Origin of the sequence: Halomonas sp. TG39a (genome assembly GCF_000744395.1) — a bacterium.
In the GTDB taxonomy this organism is placed as follows: Bacteria; Pseudomonadota; Gammaproteobacteria; order Pseudomonadales; family Halomonadaceae; genus Vreelandella; species Vreelandella ventosae_B.
Window position 1 is genome coordinate 850,261 of record NZ_JQLV01000002.1, and the last position, 22,244, is coordinate 872,504.

The window sequence follows — 22,244 nt, forward strand, 5'->3', positions numbered from 1 at the left end:
TACACTGTCTTTTAGCGATTGATTTCACTAGGTAGTCGATTTAACGGCACTTCCCCGTGTTTATCAATGTCACACTCTCAATCAATGCATACCCTGACCGCTGTACTTAACCACTACTTAAGAGGATGCCATGCCGACCCTTCGTACCGCTTACCCAGGCTGGATATGTGCGTTCGCTTGTGCCTGTGGCAGCCTACTGTTTAGCCCACCCAGCGCGGCTAATAACGATTATGGCCTGCCAAGTTTAGGGGCGGCATCTACCTCCGTCAGCAATGAAGAGTATCGCTTGGGCCGCGCCTGGTTGCGCCAGTTTCGTGCCCAAGCCCCCCAGTGGCAAGACCCCATTGCCAATGATTATTTGCAAAGTCTGATTGCCCGATTAGCCCCACATAGCCAAATTAGCGGCCTGCGCACGATCACCGTTATGGTCGATAACGGCTCACTTAACGCCTTTGCCGTACCTGGCGGCGTAGTGGGTATCAATTCGGGCCTCTTCGCGTTTGCCGAAGATGAAGGGGCTTTTGTCTCGGTGTTAGCCCACGAACTGGGCCACCTCTCTCAACGCCACTATGCCCGCGGGAGTGCCCGCGCGGCTCAAACCCAACTGCCCGCCATGGCGGCCATGCTGGCAGGTATGCTGATTGCCGCCAGTGGGGGCGGCGACGTTGGCATGGCGGCCGCCATGGGCTCTCAGGCGGCGTTGATTCAGGATCAGCTCAGCTACTCACGGCTGTTTGAACAGGAAGCCGACAACATAGGCTTGCAGGCTATGGCCGACGCGGGCTATGACCCCCAGGCAATGGTGCGTATGTTCTCGGCCATGCAGCGCATGGCCCGCCTGCAGGGCGATACACCGCCGGAATTCTTGCTCACCCACCCGGTCTCCGATAATCGCTTAAGCGCCGCGCAAGCCCGCGCAGCCCAACTCAATGTCACCGATGCTTACACCAGCGACACCCTCTACGACATGATGCGCGCCCGCGCACTGCTGAGTATTTACGCCAACACTCCCCAGCAAGCCGCTTCACGCCTTGCGCAGGAAGGTGCCGAACAAGCCGCTCAGAACTATTTAGCCGCGCTAATCGACGCTCGCAACGGCCAAATCGACAGCGCCCTGGAGCAGCTGGATAGACTTGCCAATCAGCACCCCGACTATGCCATGCTACCCGCCTCTGCGGCGAGCGTCGCGCTGGAAGCTGGCCGCTACGACCAGGCCATTCAGCGCAGCCAGCGATTACTACGCTTTATACCCAATTACCTGCCTGCCCAGCTGACCCTGGCTGAGGCGCAGCTGCAGCGTGACCCTCCGGCGGCTTATCAACTGCTGAACGATATTACCGCGCAAAACCCGGAAAACCCGCAAGGCTTTAACCTGCTGGCGGAAGCAGCCGGGCGCAGCGGCCATGACAGCTGGGGTCATTTAGCGCGCGCAGAGTATCTTCAGCTGACCGGCCGCGTAGATCGCGGCATTCGCCAGCTCTCCATCGCCCGGGATGCCGCCGAGCGGGAAAATGACCAGCAGGCGTTGGCAAGAATAGAACAACGCCGAGAAGACTTTATTGCGTATCGCGAAACCCTGGAAGATTTTAACTAAACCTATGTCATTGCGAGGAGCGCAGCAACGCGGCAATCTCAACCTGCGGTAGCAGTCACTCCGAGATTGCTTCACTTTGTTCGCAATGACATTCGGTTAATCTTTTCTCGCTAAGCATTGAAGTTAAGCATGCGTTCAAGGGGTTTTAAGGCCTGTAGGCGCAATGCTTCATCCACCTGAATCTCACCACTCCCTTCGCGCAACGCACCCGCCAGATTATCCAGCGCGTTCATAGCCATCCATGGGCAGTGAGCGCAGCTGCGGCAAGTGGCACCGTTGCCCGCTGTCGGCGCTTCAAACAGGGTTTTGTCGGGCACCGCTTGCTGCATCTTGAAAAAGATACCCCGATCCGTCGCCACAATAAGCTTATCGTTGGGCAGCTCTTTAGCCGCCTTGATCAGCTGCGAGGTGGAACCTGCCACATCAGCCAGTTTAACCACCGGCTCCGGCGACTCTGGATGCACCAGCACCGCGGCATCCGGATAGATGCGCTTAAGGTCTTCAACGCCCTTGGCCTTAAACTCCTCATGGACGATACAGGCGCCGTCCCACATCAACATATCGGCGCCAGTTTTGTTCTGGATGTAGCCACCCAAATGTTTGTCGGGTGCCCAGAGAATCTTCTCGCCCTTGGCTTGCAGGTGCTCAATCACCTCGACCGCAATCGACGAGGTCACTACCCAGTCCGCACGCGCTTTAACCGCCGCAGAGGTGTTGGCATACACCACCACGGTGCGGTCAGGGTGGGCATCACAGAAAGCACTGAACTCATCGGCAGGACAGCCAATATCCAACGAGCAGGTGGCCTCCAGGGTAGGCATCAGCACGCGCTTTTCAGGCGAGAGTATTTTGGCGGTTTCACCCATAAATCTAACCCCCGCAACGACCAGCGTGGTGGCGTCATGGCGAGCACCAAAGCGCGCCATCTCCAGCGAGTCAGCGACACAGCCGCCGGTCTCTTCCGCTAGCTGCTGAATGGCATCATCGGTGTAGTAGTGGGCGACCAAAACGGCGTTATGGGCGTTTAGAAGCCGCTTTATCTCTTCAACCCGGGCCTGATCTTCCGCTGGAATACGGGTCGGACAGTAGGCGGTGGGTAGCTGAGCACTGAGCTCTGCTTGCGTAGTCATAATAGTCATTGTGTCTACCACTGCGACGAACAGGGAATCCCCCTGTCAAACACTGAGTCACGGCATAAGGCAGTATATCTTGCATATGCTATGCCGCTCGCGTGCGCGGTGGGCCGATGCGTCTCTCGCGGAGGCCTACCGCTTTAGAATCAATTCTAGACTATTGTGGTGGGAAATTGCTGCTTGCTGCAAGCAACTTGTCACAGCAGATAATTTTCTGCTTGCATAGCAAAACGCCCCTGGCAGTAAACTGCCAAGGGCGTTGAATTTGGTGGGTCGTGCAGGATTCGAACCTGCGACCAATTGATTAAAAGTCAACTGCTCTACCAACTGAGCTAACGACCCAAACTTGCTTTGCTACTCACTTACTAGCGTTACCACACATACGCTACCTACATTAAACGTTCATCACTGAATTCAAACTGACTTCATAAAAACTGATCAACTGTTTGAATGGTGGGTCGTGCAGGATTCGAACCTGCGACCAATTGATTAAAAGTCAACTGCTCTACCAACTGAGCTAACGACCCGCCTGAACGGATGCATATCCTACGCTTACACCTTATTGATAGCAAGCGTTTTTTGCCTTCACTCTACGATAATGAACCATTTTCGTGCCTGCTCACATCACTCAATGCGGGCAGACACGCTTACGAGACTAAACGCTAACAGCGGAGACCAAGAGAGGGCTCAGACAGCCGCGTTTAACGGGCTTTGCTTTTCGGCTTGCGCAGCGCCTGTACCGGCTTGCGCTTGTGCTTATCACGGTTCCAGCGGTTCTTCTCATCGGGCGTCAGCGCTGGCACTTTACGGGTTTCCAAGTTAGCCAGCGTGGCTAAGTCATCCACCTCATCCTGAGTAAGTTCGACCCATTCGCCGGCTTTTGCCCGCTTATCGAGGAAGATATTGCCATAGCGTACGCGCTTCAGACGACTCACCGTCAGCGCCTGAGACTCCCAAAGACGCCGCACTTCACGGTTGCGCCCTTCCAGAATCACCACGTGGAACCAGGTGTTGATACCCTCGCCACCAAACTCCTGCACATCGGTAAAGCGCGCCGGGCCATCTTCCAACATAACGCCATCGACCATGGCCAGGATATGTTCGCGCTTCACTTCCCCCATCACGCGAACCGCATACTCGCGCTCTACCTGGGTAGAGGGATGCATCAAGCGGTTGGCCAATTCGCCATCGGTGGTAAACAGCAGCAAACCGCTGGTATTGATATCCAGGCGGCCAATCGCAATCCAGCGCTCGCCTTTCAGGCGCGGCAAACGTTCAAATACGGTGCGTCGACCTTCCGGGTCTTTACGGGTGCACAGCTCGCCTTCCGGCTTGTTGTACATAATAACCCGACGCGGCGCCTCTTCTTCCGGACGCAGCGCCACTGGGCGGTCATCAAAGCTGACCTTGTCCCGCGCCTCAACGCGGTCGCCCAGCTTGGCCACCTGGCTATTCACTTTAACGCGCCCGGCGGAAATCGCTGTTTCCATCTCGCGCCGCGAACCAAGGCCTGCACGGGCCAAGACTTTTTGCAGCTTTTCGCTGGTGGGGGGCGTGGTGTTATCACTCTGACTCATGGTCGTCTGACCTCACATCGGTAGTCTCCGTGCGCTCGCGCTCATCGTCGTCAGCGCGCTGCGCACGTGCCGCTAGCCGTGCCTGTAAATCGGCAAAACTCAGCGGCTGGGTTAACGCCGTCTCGGCGTGCTTGTCGGCTATTTCAGCCGCAGTAATCTGATCTTTCTGGGGAGGCGCATCCTGCACCGTTTTATGCGTTTCGTCTAGTGCTTCACTCTGTGTATCGGGGAGACTTGCTGCATTGGCGTCCTCACCATTGGACACCAAGCCCTCTTCCTCAGGTATTTCGTTCTCCTCCCAACTGGCCAGCGTGTGCATGGGCGGCAGTGCATCGAGGGTTTTTAAGCCAAAATCGTCCAAAAAACTACGCGTGGTGGCGTAAACCGCCGGGCGGCCCGGCACATCTCGATGCCCCACTACCCGAATCCAGCCACGCTCCGCCAAGGTACGCATAATGGAGCTACTCACGCTAACCCCGCGTACCTCTTCGATATCGCCCCGGGTAACCGGCTGGCGGTAGGCGATCAATGCCAGGGTTTCCAGTAGCGCCCGGGAGTAGCGCTGTGGGCGCTCGTCCCATAATCGCGACACCCACTGGGAAAGCCGCGGACGAATGCGTAGCTGGTAGCCTGAAACGGTTTCCAGCAGTTCTAGAGCACCGCCGGAGTGGCGTTGCTGTAAACGCTCAAACACATCGCGAAACTCTTTGCGCGTTGGGCATTCGCCTTCCAGAAAAAGGGTTTCCAAACGCTCAAGAGGCAAAGGTTCGCCAGCGGCCAGCAGCGCTGCTTCAATAATGTCATCTAAAACAATGTCATCTAACGCGGTGACGGCGTTACTCATGGCGTCTCCTCGCCAGGCTCAAAAGCGGACTCGCCATAGGCATCATCTTCTATCTCGCCCTCCTCAAAAGCTCCCTCCTCATCGTCAGCAAGGGCCGCACGCCGGGCGCGCACGTGAATCGGCGACAGAGGCGCATTCTGGACAATTTCTATCATGGCTTCTTTAGCCAGTTCTAAAATTGCCATAAAGGTCACTACGACGCCTGCCCGCCCTTCTTCTAGGGTAAACAGCGCTTCAAAGGAGGTATAGCGGTGGTGGTCGTCATCGTGACTGAGCTGCTCCATAATCTTGAGCATGCGCTCGCGAGTGGACAGCACTTCGCGGCTGATCTGGTGGGCCTGCACCAGCTCGGCACGCTTGAGAATATCCGATAGCGCGCTGAGCAGTTCATCGAGCTCGACTTCAGGATGTATTACCCGGGATTCCAGCGGTGGCAAGCCCGCCTGCACACTAAACCAGTCGCGCCCCATACGCGGCAGCGTATCCAGCGTTTCTGCGGCCTCTTTAAGTCGCTCATACTCTTGCAGGCGACGGATCAGCTCAGCGCGGGGGTCTTCCTCGTCGTCGCCTTCTGCCTTCGGCGGGCGGGGTAACAGCGTGCGAGACTTGATCTCAGCCAGCATGGCGGCCATGAGCAGATACTCCCCCGCCAGTTCAATCTCCATGGCCTTCATCAGCTCCACATACTCGATGTACTGGTGGGTGATGGTGGCCACATTGATGGTTAGAATGTCCAGGTTCTGACGGCGAATCAGATAGAGCAGCAAGTCCAGTGGGCCTTCAAAAGTTTCCAGAAAGACCCGCAACGCTTCCGGAGGAATGTATAAATCCTCTGGCATTTGCGTAATCGGCTCATTAAACAGACGCCCAAACGACACCTGCACAGGCTCATTAGGCTGAGAATCAGGTGTTTCTATGTCGCTATTAACGCTTGGCGTCTCGCTCACGCGGGTCGGCTCTCTTGGGATGTTTGGAATCAGGCGACAGCCTGGCGGTGGCGTGTCAAATCGCCCTGCCCGGCCAGAATTCCATCAATAGACACATCTTCATCCAACGCGTCCCAATGAATTCCACGGGCACTCAATTCATAGCACGCCAATTGTTGGGCTGAGGCTTTAAGAAGGCGCGGGTACCAAGCTAGCGGTACGCCTACCGTGCGACCATCGCTTAACTCAACCCAGAAATTATCCTCATCAAACGTAACTCGCTTAGGAGAAGTAGTCATGCCAGGCCCCCTCTAGTGTATCGCGGTGTTGAATAATCATCGTCGTAATAGTGCGTAGCGCCTTGGCATCAAAGCCATCATTTCTCGCCAACTGCACATCAGGCGAGAGCCAAAATTTAGCTTCAGCGCCCGCTTTAAATATATGGATGTGAGCAGGCTCTAAAGGATTACCTTCATTTGAATAGAAGAAGAACCTAAAACCCTGCAAGCGTAGCACCGTTGGCATCGTGCGCTCCTGCAGTTTACAGCCTAAATATTGAATAATAGATGGTTTATCGACACAAGGCACATGCTACCCCGCCTCCACCGCTTTACGGTAGCGGCCAGCATAGTCAAACAGCTTGTCACGGATTTGGAAATGGCGCCCCACTTTGCGGCCTACGACGAAATCAGGATGGCGTAGGCGGCGCTGTTCGGCGACGACTTCCTCGGGGCTTAGCGGCTGCCATTTACCTCCCGGTGCGCGCAGATGGTAGCGCAGAAAGGCGGCATAGAAAGCACGCCGCTGAGCGGGGCTTTCCAGCGCGTACCACTCGGAAAGATGGGTGCCATCTTCGTCATGATAGGTGACTTTTAAGCGCGGCAGACCACGGCCGTTGGTGGTCGCTTCCAGCTGCATACCGCTTACCCGCAATACCTTGGCGTCTTTCAGCTTTAGGGCGTCTTTGAGTTTATCATCCGCGTCTACCAGTAGTTTTTCGCAACCGTGGCAGCGACGGGCAGCAATATCATTTTCGGCACCGCACTCATCGCAGACTTTGAAGCGGAACCTGAAGTCGCATTGGCGCCGCCTTCCTTCATCATCTGCAATTAGCCCCTGACAGCGACGGCCAAAGTGCTCAATCACTAAATCACCGTCGCGCTTTCCCCAGTAAAGATTGGCATGACCGCAGTCAGGGCACTCTACCTGAACCGGTTCACTGTCGCTATCCGGCTTTGGTTCGCCCACTTCCGGGGCGAAGATATCCCAGGGGTTACCGGCGTAATCCAGGATCAGGCAGTCACTTTTACCCGGCGACAGGCGAAGACCTCTGCCCACCATCTGCTGATAAAGGCTGACCGACTCGGTAGGCCGCAAAATAGCGATTAAATCCACGTGAGGGGCATCAAAGCCGGTGGTCAGCACCGCCACGTTGACCAGATATTTCAGTTGCCGCGCTTTAAAGGCATCGATCAGCGCCGTGCGCTCCTGGGAAGGCGTTGCGCCGGTAATAAGCGCTGCTTCTGCCCTGGGCAAATAGCCCATAATTTCTTCGGCGTGGGATACGGTGGCGGCAAAAATCATCACTCCCTGGCGCTCAACCGCACGTTCGATAATTTGCCCGATGATGCCCGGCGTAGCGCGGCTACCCGCCACCACGCGATTAAGCGCCTCCTCCGCAAACAGACCACTTGAAGAGGGCTTCAGCGCAGAGAAGTCGTAGCCCTCAATGGCCATATCCAGTCGCTTGGGCGCGGCGAGATAGCCCTGCTTAACCATCAGCCGTAGCGGTTGCTCAAACACGCAGTCGCGGAAAAAGCTCTCTTCGCTGCCCCGTACCATGCCGTGGTGGTGGCGATAATAGATAAACCCCTGCCCCAAACGGTACGGCGTTGCGGTGAGTCCGAGTATTTTAAGCTGCGGGTTGTGTTGGCGCAGGTGCTCAATCACCTGGCGGTAGCTGGCGTCCTCATCAAGCGATACGCGGTGGCTCTCATCGATCACCAACAGGGTAAAGTTAGCGTCGTTAAAACTCTCCAAATTGCGCACCACCGACTGCACCGAGCCAAACACCACTTGGCGACTCGCCTCTTTGCGCTTTAAACCGGCGCTAAAAATATCCGCCTCAAGGCCATAGGCCTGGTACTTGGCGTGGTTCTGTTCCACCAGCTCGCGCACATGGGCCAACACCAGCACACGCCCCCTAGCTAAGCGCGCCAGCTCAGCAATCACCAGGGATTTGCCGCTGCCAGTAGGTAATACCACCAAAGCAGGATCGCTGGAGGCACGGAAATGCACCACCACGCGCTTTACCGCTTCCTGCTGATAGGGGCGAAGCTGGGGCGTTAGAGAAGACGTCCGTGAGGCGTTGGGTATCGGCAAATTAAATAGCCTGCTATTGAACTATTGCGACTTTCGTCGCATCTTAATAGTGAAGGTTTTAAATCCACTTTTAATCTCCCGCGTTGTGGAGAGAAAGTTTAATCAAGAGGTTTGCCATGACAACTAATCATTTCAGCCCTGAATGCCCAGAATGCAGTAGCCGTTTAAAACGCCTACCCGCCACACGGCGTGGTCAAGCCCATGTGTTCTGTATGGATTGCGGACATGACTTTGGGCGCTTTGAATACCTCGTTGAGCGCTACCGTTTAGAGCTTGAAACACTGGAAGCCAAGCTAGGACTGCCGCCGACGGGAGCAGATGAAACACCGGCGAGCACGCCTCAACAGCACTCTTAACAATTGACGTAACAGATAAACGGCGGCAAAAAACCGCCGTTAATCTGTTCGCTACTCCCATCGCGTGACTTGCAGCGCTACTGGTATCAGTTGAGCCAAACCCGAGCGTTGCGGAATAGCCGTAGCCAAGCGCCATCTTCCGTCCACCCTGCCGGGCGCCAGGAGTTGGTGATTGCGCGGGCGACACGCTCCGGGTGTGGCATCATAATGGTCACCCGGCCATCCGGCGTAGTCAGGCCGGTAATGCCGGCAGGCGAGCCGTTGGGGTTGGCGGGGTAGCGGGTAGTTGCCTGGCCATAGTTATCGATGTAACGCAGGGCGATTTGGCTGCTCGACTGCATGCTGCGCAAATGCGCGCTGTCGCGGAACGCCGCCTGTCCTTCACCATGGGCCACGGCGATGGGGAGTTTTGACCCTTCCATGCCAGCAAGCAGGATCGAAGGGCTCTTCTCGACCCGCACCATGGAGACCCGCGCCTCAAACTGTTCTGACTCGTTACGCACAAAGGTCGGCCAGTTTTCAGCGCCGGGAATTAACGTCTTCAACTGTGACAGCATCTGGCAGCCGTTGCACACACCCAGTGAGAAGCTGTCGTCGCGGGCGAAGAACGCCGCAAACTGCTCCCGGGCGCGCTCGTTAAACAGCACCGACTTGGCCCAACCACCGCCAGCACCGAGCACATCGCCATAGGAGAAGCCGCCGCAGGCCACCAGGCCTTTGAACTCTTCCAAGGACACGCGCCCTTCAAGGATGTCGCTCATATGCACATCCACTGCTTCAAACCCGGCCTTATCGAAGGCCCAGGCCATCTCCACCTGCCCGTTAACGCCCTGCTCGCGCAGTACGGCCATGGCGGGCTTGGCAGTATTCACAAACGGTGCGCTGATATCGTCGTTGATATCAAAGGTCGGTGTTGCCGAGAGCCCCGGATCGCGGCTATCGAGCAGATTGTCGAATTCGTTTTTAGCGCATTCGGGATTATCGCGCAGCGCCTGCATGCGGTAACTGGTTTCCGCCCAGGTGCGCTGGGTAAGTTGACGCGTGGTTTCCAGCAGCGGCTCTTCGAACAGCGTGACGCGCACCTGGTCGTCATAGCGGGGACGGGCGATAACGCCGCAGGTTTCGATACCTGCAACGGCAAACTGCGCCAGCACTTCTTCGGTGTGTTGGCGATTAACCTGGATCACCGCCCCCAACTCTTCCGAAAACAGCGCGTTCAACGCCTCCACCGGCTCATCGATCATCCAGTCGAGCTTAATCTCTAGCCCTGCGTGGGCAGCAAAGGCCATTTCCAACAGTGTCACCAGCAGGCCGCCGTCGCTGCGGTCGTGGTAGGCCAATAGCTTACCGTCGCGGTTAAGACCCTGAATGACTTCGAAGAACGCCTTGATATCTTCCGGGTCGTCCACGTCTGGGCAGTCATTGCCTACTTGGCCGTACACCTGCGCCAGAGCAGAGCCGCCCAGACGATTTTGGCCGCTGCCTAAATCAATCAAAATCAGATCCGATTCATCTTGATCCAGATTGATCTGCGGGGTAAGCGTCGCCAAGGCATCCGTCACCGGGGCAAAGCCCGTGACGACCAGCGAAAGCGGCGAGGTTACGCTTTTCTCTTCAGGTTCGCTTTCATCCTGCTCATTCTCATCGACCCAGGCGGTACGCATGGACATAGAGTCTTTGCCCACCGGAATGGCGATGCCCAGTGCCGGGCACATTTCCATGCCCACCGCATAAACGGCGTCATACAACGCCTGGTTTTCACCTGGATGGTCGGCGGCGCTCATCCAGTTAGCGGAGAGCTTGATATCGCTTAGCTTGGCGATCGGCGCTGCGGCCAAGTTGGTAATCGCTTCGGCGACGGCCAAACGAGCGCTGGCTGCAGGATTGATCAACGCCACCGGCGGGCGTTCGCCCATGGCCATGGCTTCCCCGGTGTGGGTATCAAAACTTGCCGTGGTAACCGCTACATCCGCCACCGGCACCTGCCAGGGGCCGACCATCTGGTCGCGGGCCACTTGGCCGGTAATTGAGCGGTCACCGATGGTAATCAGGAAGTTTTTGGAGGCCACAGTAGGTAGACGCAGCACCCGATCCAGCGCTTCGCGCAGGTCGAGGTTATCAAGCATCATGCCGGAAAGCGCCGGTTCGTGGCGCTCAAATTCGCGCTGCATCTTAGGCGCTTTGCCAAACAGTACGCTCATCGGCAAATCGACCGGCTTACTGTCAAAGTGGCCATCGCGCACTTCAAGGTGATGCGCGTCCAAGGCCTCGCCAACCACCGCATAGGGGCAGCGCTCACGCTTACATAGCGCGTCAAAGGTGGCTAAATCTTCCGGCGCAACGGCCAGCACATAGCGCTCTTGCGCTTCGTTACACCAGATTTCCAGCGGACTCATACCCGGCTCGGCGTTGGGTACCGCACGCAGATCAAAGCAGCCACCACGGTTGCCGTCTTTGACCAGCTCCGGCAGCGCATTGGAAAGCCCGCCGGCGCCCACGTCGTGGATAAAGCGAATCGGATTGTGATCGCCCAGCGCCCAGCAGCGGTCGATAACCTCCTGTGCGCGGCGTTCGATTTCGGGGTTCTCACGTTGTACCGAGGCAAAATCCAAATCGGCACTAGAGGTGCCGGATGACATGCTGGAGGCTGCACCGCCGCCAAGGCCAATCAGCATCGCCGGGCCGCCCATCACAATCAGCTTGCCACCGACGGGGATATCGCCCTTCTGAACGTGGTGGGCACGAATATTGCCGTAACCACCGGCGAGCATAATTGGCTTATGGAAGCCGCGCCGCTCGATGCCGCCATCGTTAAGCGACTCCTGCTCGTAGGTACGGAAGTAGCCGGTTAAGTTGGGTCGACCAAACTCATTGTTGAACGCCGCGCCCCCGATGGGGCCATCGAGCATAATATTAAGCGCCGACTGCATGCGCTCGGGCTTGCCGTAATCAAACGCCTCCCAGGGCTGCACGAACTCAGGAATGCGTAGATTAGAAACGGTATAGCCTGACAGGCCCGCTTTGGGCTTGCCGCCAATGCCGGTAGCACCTTCATCACGAATTTCACCACCGGAGCCGGTCGCCGCTCCCGGGAAAGGGGCAATCGCGGTGGGGTGGTTGTGGGTCTCTACCTTCATCAGGATATGGATGGGCTCCTGATGAGTGGCGTAGTTCGCACGCTCGTCATCAACGCCGGTCAATGGCGTGGCAAAGAAGCGTCCGGCTTGGCTGCCCTTAATCACCGCAGCGTTGTCGCTGTAGGCCGAGAGCACGTTATCCGGCGATGACGCAAAGGTATTCTTGATCATCTTAAACAGCGAGTGGCTCTGCGGCTCGCCGTCGATCACCCAATCGGCATTGAAGATTTTGTGACGGCAGTGCTCAGAGTTGGCTTGAGCAAACATCATCAGCTCAACGTCGCTGGGGTTACGCCCCAACTCATTGAAGGCGTCGACAAGATAGTCGATTTCATCTTCTGCCAACGCCAGCCCCAAGGCCTGGTTGGCCGCTGCCAGCGCGTCCCGGCCACCTTCCAGAATATCCACACTGCCCAGCGGTGCTGGATCATGTTGGGCAAACAGCTTAGCGGCGTCCGAGGCATCGGCTAGCACGGTTTCCGTCATACGGTCGTGCAGCAGTGCCGCCAGCGCGCTCAAACTCTCTTCGTCCGGCATAGCGGTGAAGCTGACCCGGTAATCGATGCCGCGCTCGATGCGGCTAATTTGGCGCAAGCCACAGTTGTGGGCGATGTCGGTGGCTTTTGACGACCAGGGCGACTGGGTACCTAGGCGCGGCACTACTAAAAAGCGCTGGGCGCGCTCAGGAACCTCTACGTTTAAGTGAGTACCGTAATCCAGTAACTGCACCAAGCGTTCGCGGGCAGCGTCATCTAGCTCGTCGTGGGAGTGAACATCGATAAAATGAACATAGTGGGCAGACAGCGCTTCCACCTCGGGAACACGTTCACGCAACACCGTTAACAGCCGAGCATGACGGAAGGCAGAAAGGGCGGGCGCGCCTCGCAGTTCAAGCATATCCTGAAGCCTCTAGAGCAGGGAAATTCGAGCAGGGAAATCACCAGGCCGCAGTGCGGCAATCCCACTATGATACTGGAAACCAGCCGCCACACGAAATCAACAAGGTGACAGCCTGCTCCTGGCTGGGTATCGTGGCAGCTTGTTTCATGCCGACAAGACGCCATGCTGACGTTGATTTGCCGACATTTTGTAGCCCGTGCCAGCGCTTATTATGCGCTGATCGCTATTACGCTTTTGACCCTGGTACCGACTCTCTCCCTGGTTCCTCCCGGCGAGCATCTGACGCAGATCAGCGCAAAAGATTTTATTACCGTGCATACCCGCAATACGCCCACGACCTATTACGAAGGCCGCCAGGGCCCTACCGGCTTTGAGTACGAGCTTATGCATCGCTTTGCCGACTACCTGGGGGTGAGCCTTAACCTTGACGCCAGCCATCACCCAGAAAGCGTGCTGCCCGCGGTACGTGAAAGCGGCGACCTGGGTGCCGCAGCACTTCCTCTGCTGCCCAATACGCCGGGGATTTACTACACCAGGCCGATTATTCAGATGCAGCCACTCGTCGTATACCGGCGTGGGTTGAATGGTATTAGTAAGCCGAGTGACCTCGTCGGGCTGGAGCTAGGCACCCTTAGCAAAGCGGGCACCAGCGAAGCACTGCACGATCTGCAGATTCTCCACCCCACCCTGAGTTGGAAAGAGTCCCACGAACTGGAAGTCGCCGAACTGCTGGCACGGGTTGAGAACGGCACGCTGGACGCGGCCGTCATTTTTGAACATCAGTTTCGTTTAAACCGGCTGTTTTTCCCCAACGTTGAGCGCGGCTTTACCCTCGGCGACCCGCTCTCCATGGCGTGGGCGGTGCCCAGTGGCCGCGGTTTGGGGTTACTAGAAGCCGCTAATCGTTTTCTGCAAGACCTGCAGGAGAGCGGCACTTTGAACCGTCTGGTTAGCCGCTACTTTGGTCATGACGACTATCTAGAGTATGTCGGCACCCGCACCTTTCTTGATCACCTGGATGCACGCCTGCCCCGCTATACGGAGCTATTCCAACAGTCTGCTCGTGAAACGGGGTTTGATTGGAAGCTACTCGCTGCCGTGGGCTACCAGGAGTCTCACTGGGACCCGGACGCTGTCTCGCCGACAGGGGTACGCGGCTTGATGATGCTAACCAATGACACTGCGGGCGAAATGGGCATTAGTGACCGCACTGATTCAGCCCAGAGCATTGACGGCGGTGCCCGCTATTTGCGCAGTATTAAAGACCGCTTACCGGAAAGCATCACCGGAGATGACCGGCTGTTTATGGCCATGGCGGCCTATAACGTGGGCCTAGGGCATTTATACGACGCTCGCAAGATCGCCGAAGTGCGCGGCGGCGATCCCGACAGTTGGGCCGATGTGCGCGCCGCGTTGCCGCTATTACAGCAGCGTGAATGGCATAGCCAAACACGCTATGGCTACGCCCGGGGCGGCGAACCGGTGATATATGTACGCAACATCCGCCGCTACTACGAAATGATTGAGTATGTTGAGCGCAGCCGCCAGCAGTTTTTCCAACTAGAGCAAACGCCTGTCAACGATGATCCACTGCTATTGTTCGAGCTTGTGCCGCCGCTTAATTAACGTGAGGATGCAATGCCCTTTCTCATTGCCCGTGCTGCACATTGGCTACCGATTATTGCTGCCTGCTGTGCCGTTACACTTGTCGCTCTTCATCCTAACATTAGCTCTACCGCACTGGTGCTGGTGGCGCTAGCCCAACTGAGTACGCTGAAAAGTTTTCGTTGGCTCACTTGCCTGCTGTGCATTAGCGCTATTGGACTCCTGTTGCCAGGGCTTATTAGCTATCTGACACCCGAAAGCTGGGCATCCACCGCGGATTGGCAAACGCTGACCCGCTGGGCGCAGCCCATAGCGCTTGAAAGTTTCCGCGCGCCGCTGTTAATGACACTGGCCCTTCAGTTGAGCGCGCTAGCGATACTGCTTCGCCAACGTGCCCGTTTAGGGGCACCGCTACTGCTGCTCGCGGCCCTACTGCTGACGGGTTTACAGCTAATCCCAAGCAGCCAACCCTTTACGCCGCTGCTGCGCTATACGGCCGACTGGCCTGGCCTGCTAACGTTGGGACTATTACTGCTGGGCCAATACCTGCTGTCAGTGCGCTACTGGCGCGGCAAACGCTATTTGATTAACGCGCTTTGGCCAGCCTGCGGGCTGCTCATCGCGGTCTTGATGCTTTGGGAAAAGCTCCACCATGAAGCCGAACAGAGGCTCTATCAGCAGGTTGAAGCACGCGCCCAGCAAGCAACCCATCAGCTCTCCTTAGAGATCAACACCCACTTAAATGCCATGCGTGGTTTCGCGCGTATTTGGCAGCTACAGAGGTCGCTGCCAACCTACCAGCAGTGGACAGATCAAGCGGCGGGCTACCGGCAGGACTTTACCTATTTAATCAATATTGCCTTCGTCACACCTGATAGCGTTATACGCCACGTTTACCCCTTTACCACAAGCAACTTAAGCGCCCTGGGAAGGCGCCTTTTCGACGTTCAACCGGCAGGACGCGAAGCGCTAGAGCCAGCGCTGAGGGGGCAACAAGAGGGCAGTACGGATATTATTGAGCTGCTGCAAGGCGGCACAGGCGTCATCCACTACTTCCCAGTGCTGAATGCCGATGGCGTCCCTTTAGGCGCAGCAGCAATGGCGGTGAGCTTCCCTCTCTTTGCTGAAGCGCTGTTTGCCCAACTACCTGCCGAACAAGGGGTTACCCGCTGGCACAACGGCACTCAGCTGCTGGCTCAACACGGCGACGCTACCCACCCAGGCCCTTGGCTGTTCGACTCTCAGGTAAATTTATTAGATAAAGCGCTCACGCTCTCCTATCAGCCACGCTGGGAGTACCTGGCCAGCCAGCTCTCGCGGCTACCAACCATCAGCTTGGTCACCGGATTACTCCTGACGTATTTACTCTATCTCGTGCTGTATACTTTTCAGCGTCTGGGGCATCAGCACACCGCGATGCAAAACAGCAACGCCGACCTGCAGCAGGAGATACGCAAGCGCAGCAAGTTACAGCAGGAAGTTGAGTGGCTAGCGCGCCACGATGAATTAACCGGGATTGCTAACCGTCGCCACTTTTTAGAACAGGCCGACACCTTGCAGTCGGTACGCCCGACCAGCCTGGTGCTGTTCGATATCGACTATTTCAAACGAATTAATGACCAATTGGGGCATTTAGTCGGCGATGAGCATTTACACTTTTTTGCGCAACTGGGTAAATCGCACATCGAACACCATGGCGGCGTTTTTGCCCGTTACGGCGGTGAAGAGTTCGTCGCCTGGCTGCCTGGCCACCCCCTGCCCTCAGCGTTTAAGGTAGCGGATGAACTGCGTCAAAAATTGGCCACCTCAAGCCTCACCCATGCCGACGGCAAACCACTCACGTTAAGCGCCGGGGTTGTTACCTTTAGTTGCCCTGCAGACGTCGATCTAGCGCGCATGATGCAAACCGCCGACGAAGCGCTCTACCACGCCAAGCACAACGGGCGTAACCGGGTCGAGTGCGGCGAAATCAATACAACGGAAGATGCCTAGCGTCTACTGATCAGCCGACGCTCGCCGAGCGGCAAAAAAACGCTTTAACAGCTTTTGCGAAGCCGAGGCCAAAACGCCACCAGACACCTCTATCTGGTGGTTAAACCACGGCTGCGCCAATAGGTTAGCCTTTGATTCAACCATGCCAGCGCGGGGTTCGGCGGCGCCATACACTAACCGCGCCAGGCGCGCGTGTATCATCGCACCTGCGCACATCATGCACGGCTCTAGGGTGACAAACAGCGTACAGCCCTCCAGCCGATAATTACGCTGGTGCATGCCCGCCTCGCGCAGGGCGCGAACCTCCGCATGCCCGCTGGGATCGCAGCTGGCCACCGGCGCGTTGCAGCCAACGCCAATAATCTCCCCCTGCGCATCGACAACCACCGCCCCCACGGGCACTTCGCCTGCGGCAGCGGCCAAGTGGGCTTGGTCAAGTGCCCGGTGCATGTAAAATTCATCGCTGCGCATAAACGTAAACTCCGCTAAGGTAGCTAAACGATCGTATGAAAGGGTTACCCACCGCTCGCGCTTTCACCGACAGCATTCGATAGAGACAGCCGCAAGGATACCGAGAATGACAGACGCGCTAAACAAACTGGTAGCGTTACTGGAGCTAGAAACGCTGGAAGAAACGCTATTTCGTGGCCAGAGCCAGGATCTGGGCTTTCCTCAGCTCTACGGCGGTCAAGTACTCGGCCAAGCGCTGGCAGCCGCCGCGCGCACAGTGCCCGACGAGCGCAGACCGCACTCTCAACACGGCTATTTTCTGCGCCCCGGCGACCCCCACCGGCCCGTTGTTTATCAGGTGGATACTATTCGCGACGGTGGCAGCTTTACCACTCGCCGCGTCACTGCCATTCAAAAAGGCCGGCCTATCTTTTTCTGCAGCGCTTCGTTCCAAAGCGAAGAGGCGAGCTTTAGCCATCAGCGCGCTATGCCGGATGTGCCAACCCCCGAAGCGTTAATCGAGAGCGGCGAAGCCAAGCACGACCGTTTTCCCGGTCACCCGATTGAGTTTGTCCATCTACCCGGCAACCCCGACCACGGTACGCCAGCGGGCCAATGCCTATGGTTTCGTCTTTCCGGCACACTCCCGGACGAACCAGCGTTGCATCGTCACCTGCTCTCTTATGCCTCAGACTTCAACCTGCTGACCACCAGCCTGATTCCCCACAGTATTGAGTACCGCGACCCCAAATTGCGCATCGCCAGCCTTGATCATGCCCTTTGGCTGCACCAGGACAGCCGCTTGGATGACTGGCTGCTGTACGTTATCGACTCACCTTGGGCAGGCGGCGCTCGTGGGCTGGCGCGGGGGCATATCTACAGCCGCGACGGCCGCCTGGTGGCCTCTACCGCTCAGGAGGGACTAACGCGCTATGCAAAAGACTAACGGGACAGCCCCTCAAAACACTTACGCCCGCTAAGAAGCGGGCGTAAGGATACGCTTGGGCGCAGCGGTTCAGCCGCCGTAAACGTCATTAATTGACTGCAGCGGGTAGTGCGCTGGGAATGGCTTACGCGCTACGCCAGAATCAACCGCGGCTTGAGCAACCGCCGAGGTAACCCGCGCCAGCAGGCGAATATCGACAGGCGTGGGGATAATGTACTCGCGGCCAAAGCTCATTTCTGTGCGCTCGTAGGCGTTGAGCACTTCCTGGGGCACCGGCTCACGGGCCAGATCTTTCAGCGCATGCACCGCAGCCAGCTTCATCTCTTCATTGATGCGCGTGGCGCGAACATCCAAAGCACCGCGGAAGATAAACGGGAAGCCCAGCACGTTATTGACCTGGTTCGGGAAGTCCGAACGGCCGGTCGCCATGATCACATCCGGACGAGCTTCGCGGGCCACGTCAGGGTGAATTTCAGGATCAGGATTGGTACAGGCAAAAATCACCGGATCGGGCGCCATTTTCTTGACCTGCTCAGCAGACAACAGCCCCGGGCCTGACAAACCGATAAACACATCGGCGCTGTCGATAGCATCATCTAAGGTGCGCATCTCGGTATCGCGGGCGAACTCGGCCTTATATTCGTTAATGCCTTCACGTTCGGTATGAATAACGCCACGCCGATCCAGCATTACCAGGTTATCTTTACTAGCACCACAAGAGACCAGCAGCCGCATACAGGCAATCGCCGCCGCACCAGCGCCCATGCAAACAATTTTAACGTCTTCGATTTTTTTGCCAGCAATATCCAAAGCGTTCAGCATGCCAGCCGCCGTGACAATCGCAGTGCCGTGCTGGTCATCGTGAAATACCGGGATACTGCAGCGCTCAATCAGCGCTTTCTCGATTTCAAAACACTCTGGCGCTTTGATATCTTCAAGATTGATGCCGCCCCAGGTATCGGCAATCCGCGCCACGGTATCGATAAACGCCTGTGGGCTTTCCGCATCCACTTCGATATCCACCGAGTTGATACCGGCAAAGCACTTAAACAGCACGCCTTTACCTTCCATGACTGGCTTACTCGCCAGTGGACCCAAATTGCCTAAGCCAAGAATAGCGCTGCCATCGGTAATGACGGCGACCAGATTCCCCTTGCCGGTATAACGGTAAGCATTTTCCGCATCCCTGGCGATTTCAAGTACTGGCTCAGCCACGCCTGGGCTATACGCCAGCGCCAAATCCCGTGCCGTCGCGGTGGGTTTGGTCAACTCCACCGAAAGCTTACCGGGTATCGGTTTCGCGTGATAATCCAAAGCAGCCTGCTTATTTGCATCCGTCATGGTCAGAGTCCAGTTAACATAAAGTAGATAAGTCATTTCAGAATATAGAAAAAACCAGAACGCCTCAAGCGCGCCGTCAACTTACAACAAAACGCTCGTTTAACTGAATTTTCCCTTCATATTCGCCACATTTCGTAGTTATTTGCTGAAACTTATGTAAATAGGTCTTATCTATAACGCTTTACTTATTGCTGTAGCGCAGCATTTATGAAAAATTATTCCACAAAACAAAAACCCACGCCGAGGCGTGGGTTTTGCGCGAGCTTAGCCTGATATGCACAGGCATGCTGGCGATATGGCTTATCCGACTGGGATTAGCCGCGCTTAACAGCAGCGCCGAAACGCTTGTTGAAGCGCTCTACGCGGCCACCAGTGGTCGCTTGCTTCTGCTTACCAGTGTAGAACGGGTGGCAGTTAGAGCACACATCCAAAGAGAAGTCCTGACCAGAGGTCGAACCTACTTGGAAAGTGGCGCCGCAAGAACAGTTGGCGGTGACCGTGTTGTAATTCGGGTGAATACCTTGTCTCATCTCGAGCCTCACGAAGCTATATGCCGCCACCTGATCTCGTGCCAGGTACCGCATACGGGTTTGGAAAAAACGACTAACCGGTTAGCCACTCTGTCTTTAAGACATGCCGTTAAGATATGCCTTAAGATTAAGAGCGGTCGCATATTCTAGCAAAACTAACGCCGGAGGCCAATTGCCTGATTCTGTTTCTTCGCGGAGAGCTTCTCAAATGCCCACTCAAGCACCCGCTCAAGTGCTTAAAGTAGCGCTGCCCTCGCCGCTGCGCCGCCTGTTCGACTACCTGCCAGCCAGGGAAATGCCGCCCTGCGGCTGGCAGCCGGGGCTAAGGGTGCGGGTGCCCTTTGGGCGACGCGAAGTCATCGGCGTGGTTGTCGAATTGGCCGACCACAGCGACCTGCCAAGCAGCCAGCTACGTGGCATCAGCGAAGCGCTGGATGACACCCCGCTGCCGGAAGATTGGCTGTGGCTATGCCGCTTTGCCGCCCGTTACTACCAGCACAGCCTGGGCGATACCCTGCACCACGCTATGCCCGCGCGGCTACGCCAGGGCCACCCGATGGCCGGTCGCACCCAAACCCTTTGGCTTGCCCAGGGCGAAGATGCCGCAGAAACACTCAGCCGAGCACCTAAACAAGCGGCGCTGCATGCGCTGCTGCGCCAGCACCCCCACGGGCTACCCGGACGCGCGGTTAGCGCCCACGGCTTTGCTCGCGACCAGCTATTAGCGCTAGAGAAGAAAGGTTTAGCGACCAGCCAGGAACACATCCTGATGGCCCCAACGCCGCCCAGCGGCAACTTACTGGCAACACCGGCCCTGCCGCTTAACCGTGAACAGGCGACGGCGCTGGCAGCGCTGCATGAAAAGATCGATGGCTATCACCCTTGTTTGCTCGAAGGGGTCACCGGCAGCGGCAAAACTGAAGTCTACCTGCAGCTTATTGAAGCCGTCGCCGCCAAGGGCAAGCAGTCGCTGGTACTGGTACCGGAAATTGGCTTAACTCCACAGACACTCGCCCGCTTTAGAAGCCGCTTTCGGGTACCCGTGGTAGCGCTGCACTCAGGCCTCACCGACCCCGAACGGCTAGACGTGTGGGAAGCCGCCGCCAGCGGTCGGGCGCTGATCATCATCGGCACCCGCTCGGCGATTTTTACCCCGCTGGCCAACCCCGGCGCAATTATTGTCGATGAAGAGCACGACGGCTCCTACAAACAGCACGACGGTTTGCGCTACCACGCCCGCGATCTTGCGGTGGCACGCGCCCACTACCATAAAATTCCGCTGCTAATGGGCAGCGCCACCCCTTCGCTGGAGAGCCTGCATCAGGCACTTGCCGGTGCCTACCGCCATCTGCGCCTTACCCAGCGCCCCAGCCAACACCCACCGGCCAAGCTGGAATTAATCGATCTACGTCACCAGCGCCGCCAGGGTGGCCTGTTACCCGGCGCCATCAAAGCGATTAAAAGCACCTTGAGCGCTGGCAAGCAGGTGCTGATTTTTATCAACCGACGCGGCTTTGCCCCGACCCTTGCCTGCCACGCCTGCGGCTGGATGGCTGATTGTAACCAGTGCGACGCGCGCATGACGCTGCACCGCCAGCCACCGCTGCTGGCCTGTCACCACTGCGATAGCCGCCGCGCCCTACCGGATGCCTGCCCCGAATGCGGCAGCGGCGACCTACGCGCCCTGGGTAGCGGAACGGAGCGCACCGAAGAGACCCTGCAAACGCTGTTTCCGAAGACCACCATCCACCGCATTGACCGCGATAGCACCCGACGCAAGGATAGCTTTGAGCAAGTATTAAAAGAGATTCAACGCGGCGAGCCCTGCGTGTTGGTCGGCACTCAAATGCTCGCCAAAGGCCACCACCTACCCCATGTCACGCTGGTCGTGGTGGTCAATGCCGATGGCGGCCTCTACGCCGCTGATTTCCGTGCTCTCGAACATAGTGCCCAGTTGCTTGAGCAAGTGGCGGGCCGGGCCGGTCGCGCCGCCCACCCTGGCCGCGTGCTGGTGCAAACCCTGCACCACGACGATCCTCATCTGGGCCAATTGGCCGAGCATGGCTATGGGGCGCTAGCGCGCAATATGCTCGAAGAACGACGTATCGCCCAGCTGCCCCCGTTCTGCTTTATGGCGCTGCTACGCATCGAAAGCCCCAAAGAGGAGGCCGCTTTAGCCATGGCGCAACAAGCCGCCCAGGCCCTGCGCCAGTGGCTTAAAGAATCCCGCGTGGCCACCCGCTGCCTAGGGCCAGTGCCTGCCCCGATGGAAAGACGCCAGAACCGCTACCATTTACACGTTATGCTAGCAGCCGATAAACGCAGCCAATTGCACCCCGCCGTTAGCTGGCTGGTGCAGTGGCTTGAAGCCAATCGCGAAGCACGCAAGGTACGCTGGTCGATTGATATCGACCCACAAACCCTCGCGTAGCGCTTATCTCTTGGCACTTGTTTAGCAACACGCCTTTGAAACTGCGGCTCAATTGCCGATAATAGCCGCCTTACCGACGCACCTTTTACAGCTGCGCGTT

General features: G+C 57.2%; 17 protein-coding genes and 2 tRNA genes. 6 read left to right on the top strand and 13 right to left on the bottom strand.

Features of this window, described 5'->3' with window-relative positions:
• Nucleotides 1-130 precede the first annotated feature (130 nt).
• Nucleotides 131-1,594: a M48 family metalloprotease gene (locus U738_RS22065; protein WP_035585478.1), complete on the top strand. Its 1,464-nt coding sequence runs from the start codon at nucleotides 131-133 to the stop codon at nucleotides 1,592-1,594.
• Nucleotides 1,595-1,704: 110 nt separating this feature from the next.
• Here the strand turns inward: U738_RS22065 and nadA are convergent, their stop codons facing one another.
• The 9 genes from nadA to U738_RS22110 all read right to left on the bottom strand — a co-directional run bounded on the left by nadA (nucleotide 1,705) and on the right by U738_RS22110 (nucleotide 8,456).
• Complete coding sequence (gene nadA / locus U738_RS22070) at nucleotides 1,705-2,733, bottom strand: quinolinate synthase NadA (protein ID WP_035585480.1); 1,029 nt, start codon at nucleotides 2,731-2,733, stop codon at nucleotides 1,705-1,707.
• Between the two features lie 260 nt (nucleotides 2,734-2,993).
• A tRNA-Lys gene (locus U738_RS22075) sits at nucleotides 2,994-3,069 on the bottom strand.
• Between the two features lie 109 nt (nucleotides 3,070-3,178).
• Nucleotides 3,179-3,254: transfer RNA gene (locus U738_RS22080), tRNA-Lys, on the bottom strand.
• 174 nt (nucleotides 3,255-3,428) lie between these two features.
• Nucleotides 3,429-4,304: a 23S rRNA pseudouridine(2605) synthase RluB gene (gene rluB / locus U738_RS22085; RefSeq protein WP_035585482.1), complete on the bottom strand. Its 876-nt coding sequence runs from the start codon at nucleotides 4,302-4,304 to the stop codon at nucleotides 3,429-3,431.
• Nucleotides 4,291-5,148, bottom strand: coding sequence for an SMC-Scp complex subunit ScpB (gene scpB, locus U738_RS22090; RefSeq protein WP_035585484.1), 858 nt, complete (start codon nucleotides 5,146-5,148; stop codon nucleotides 4,291-4,293). Before scpB ends, rluB begins: the two co-directional genes overlap by 14 nt.
• Nucleotides 5,145-6,095: a segregation and condensation protein A gene (locus U738_RS22095; RefSeq protein ID WP_035585487.1), complete on the bottom strand. Its 951-nt coding sequence runs from the start codon at nucleotides 6,093-6,095 to the stop codon at nucleotides 5,145-5,147. The genes scpB and U738_RS22095 overlap by 4 nt, the downstream gene beginning before the upstream one ends.
• Nucleotides 6,096-6,124: 29 nt before the next feature.
• Entirely contained in the window at nucleotides 6,125-6,373 is a 249-nt protein-coding gene (locus tag U738_RS22100) for a DUF2442 domain-containing protein (protein WP_035585489.1), read from the bottom strand.
• Complete coding sequence (locus U738_RS22105; protein WP_035585491.1) at nucleotides 6,357-6,599, bottom strand: DUF4160 domain-containing protein; 243 nt, start codon at nucleotides 6,597-6,599, stop codon at nucleotides 6,357-6,359. The genes U738_RS22100 and U738_RS22105 overlap by 17 nt, the downstream gene beginning before the upstream one ends.
• 66 nt (nucleotides 6,600-6,665) lie before the next feature.
• A complete protein-coding gene (locus U738_RS22110) occupies nucleotides 6,666-8,456 on the bottom strand; it encodes a DEAD/DEAH box helicase (RefSeq protein ID WP_035585493.1) in 1,791 nt (596 codons plus the stop codon).
• Nucleotides 8,457-8,572: 116 nt separating this feature from the next.
• On the opposite strand from U738_RS22110, the gene U738_RS23095 reads away from it, so the two are divergent.
• A complete protein-coding gene (locus U738_RS23095; protein ID WP_081899177.1) occupies nucleotides 8,573-8,812 on the top strand; it encodes a hypothetical protein in 240 nt (79 codons plus the stop codon).
• Nucleotides 8,813-8,898: 86 nt separating this feature from the next.
• Here U738_RS23095 and purL read toward each other — a convergent pair whose 3' ends face one another.
• Nucleotides 8,899-12,846, bottom strand: coding sequence for a phosphoribosylformylglycinamidine synthase (gene purL, locus U738_RS22115; protein WP_035585495.1), 3,948 nt, complete (start codon nucleotides 12,844-12,846; stop codon nucleotides 8,899-8,901).
• A gap of 165 nt (nucleotides 12,847-13,011) precedes the next feature.
• On the opposite strand from purL, the gene mltF reads away from it, so the two are divergent.
• Together mltF and U738_RS22780 are read left to right on the top strand one after the other, a co-directional pair.
• Nucleotides 13,012-14,475, top strand: a complete 1,464-nt coding sequence (gene mltF / locus U738_RS22120; protein ID WP_035585497.1) for a membrane-bound lytic murein transglycosylase MltF — start codon at nucleotides 13,012-13,014, stop codon at nucleotides 14,473-14,475.
• A gap of 12 nt (nucleotides 14,476-14,487) precedes the next feature.
• A complete protein-coding gene (locus tag U738_RS22780; RefSeq protein WP_051912834.1) occupies nucleotides 14,488-16,446 on the top strand; it encodes a GGDEF domain-containing protein in 1,959 nt (652 codons plus the stop codon).
• 3 nt (nucleotides 16,447-16,449) lie between these two features.
• On the opposite strand, the gene tadA is transcribed toward U738_RS22780, so the two are convergent.
• Nucleotides 16,450-16,917, bottom strand: coding sequence for a tRNA adenosine(34) deaminase TadA (gene tadA, locus U738_RS22130; protein WP_035585499.1), 468 nt, complete (start codon nucleotides 16,915-16,917; stop codon nucleotides 16,450-16,452).
• A 106-nt stretch (nucleotides 16,918-17,023) separates the two neighbouring features.
• On the opposite strand from tadA, the gene U738_RS22135 reads away from it, so the two are divergent.
• Entirely contained in the window at nucleotides 17,024-17,842 is an 819-nt protein-coding gene (locus tag U738_RS22135; protein WP_035585501.1) for an acyl-CoA thioesterase, read from the top strand.
• A 69-nt stretch (nucleotides 17,843-17,911) separates the two neighbouring features.
• Here U738_RS22135 and U738_RS22140 read toward each other — a convergent pair whose 3' ends face one another.
• Both U738_RS22140 and rpmE read right to left on the bottom strand, forming a co-directional pair.
• Entirely contained in the window at nucleotides 17,912-19,183 is a 1,272-nt protein-coding gene (locus tag U738_RS22140; protein WP_035585503.1) for a malic enzyme-like NAD(P)-binding protein, read from the bottom strand.
• Between the two features lie 314 nt (nucleotides 19,184-19,497).
• Entirely contained in the window at nucleotides 19,498-19,713 is a 216-nt protein-coding gene (rpmE, locus tag U738_RS23100; protein ID WP_071694190.1) for a 50S ribosomal protein L31, read from the bottom strand.
• A gap of 208 nt (nucleotides 19,714-19,921) precedes the next feature.
• Here rpmE and U738_RS22145 point away from each other — a divergent pair, with 208 nt between their 5' ends.
• On the top strand, nucleotides 19,922-22,144 hold the full coding sequence (locus tag U738_RS22145) for a primosomal protein N' (protein WP_035585504.1): 2,223 nt from the start codon (nucleotides 19,922-19,924) through the stop codon (nucleotides 22,142-22,144).
• Nucleotides 22,145-22,244 lie beyond the last annotated feature (100 nt).

What these genes read in the sequence shown, in the direction of transcription:
- U738_RS22100 (WP_035585489.1), bottom strand. Translation starts at nt 6,373, where the DNA reads ATGACTACTTCTCCTAAGCGAGTTACGTTTGATGAGGATAATTTCTGG.
- U738_RS23095 (WP_081899177.1), top strand. Translation starts at nt 8,573, where the DNA reads ATGACAACTAATCATTTCAGCCCTGAATGCCCAGAATGCAGTAGCCGT.
- scpB (WP_035585484.1), bottom strand. Translation starts at nt 5,148, where the DNA reads ATGAGTAACGCCGTCACCGCGTTAGATGACATTGTTTTAGATGACATT.
- U738_RS22780 (WP_051912834.1), top strand. Translation starts at nt 14,488, where the DNA reads ATGCCCTTTCTCATTGCCCGTGCTGCACATTGGCTACCGATTATTGCT.
- rpmE (WP_071694190.1), bottom strand. Translation starts at nt 19,713, where the DNA reads ATGAGACAAGGTATTCACCCGAATTACAACACGGTCACCGCCAACTGT.
- U738_RS22145 (WP_035585504.1), top strand. Translation starts at nt 19,922, where the DNA reads ATGCCCACTCAAGCACCCGCTCAAGTGCTTAAAGTAGCGCTGCCCTCG.
- mltF (WP_035585497.1), top strand. Translation starts at nt 13,012, where the DNA reads ATGCTGACGTTGATTTGCCGACATTTTGTAGCCCGTGCCAGCGCTTAT.
- U738_RS22135 (WP_035585501.1), top strand. Translation starts at nt 17,024, where the DNA reads ATGACAGACGCGCTAAACAAACTGGTAGCGTTACTGGAGCTAGAAACG.
- U738_RS22140 (WP_035585503.1), bottom strand. Translation starts at nt 19,183, where the DNA reads ATGACGGATGCAAATAAGCAGGCTGCTTTGGATTATCACGCGAAACCG.
- rluB (WP_035585482.1), bottom strand. Translation starts at nt 4,304, where the DNA reads ATGAGTCAGAGTGATAACACCACGCCCCCCACCAGCGAAAAGCTGCAA.
- purL (WP_035585495.1), bottom strand. Translation starts at nt 12,846, where the DNA reads ATGCTTGAACTGCGAGGCGCGCCCGCCCTTTCTGCCTTCCGTCATGCT.
- U738_RS22065 (WP_035585478.1), top strand. Translation starts at nt 131, where the DNA reads ATGCCGACCCTTCGTACCGCTTACCCAGGCTGGATATGTGCGTTCGCT.
- U738_RS22105 (WP_035585491.1), bottom strand. Translation starts at nt 6,599, where the DNA reads ATGCCAACGGTGCTACGCTTGCAGGGTTTTAGGTTCTTCTTCTATTCA.
- nadA (WP_035585480.1), bottom strand. Translation starts at nt 2,733, where the DNA reads ATGACTATTATGACTACGCAAGCAGAGCTCAGTGCTCAGCTACCCACC.
- tadA (WP_035585499.1), bottom strand. Translation starts at nt 16,917, where the DNA reads ATGCGCAGCGATGAATTTTACATGCACCGGGCACTTGACCAAGCCCAC.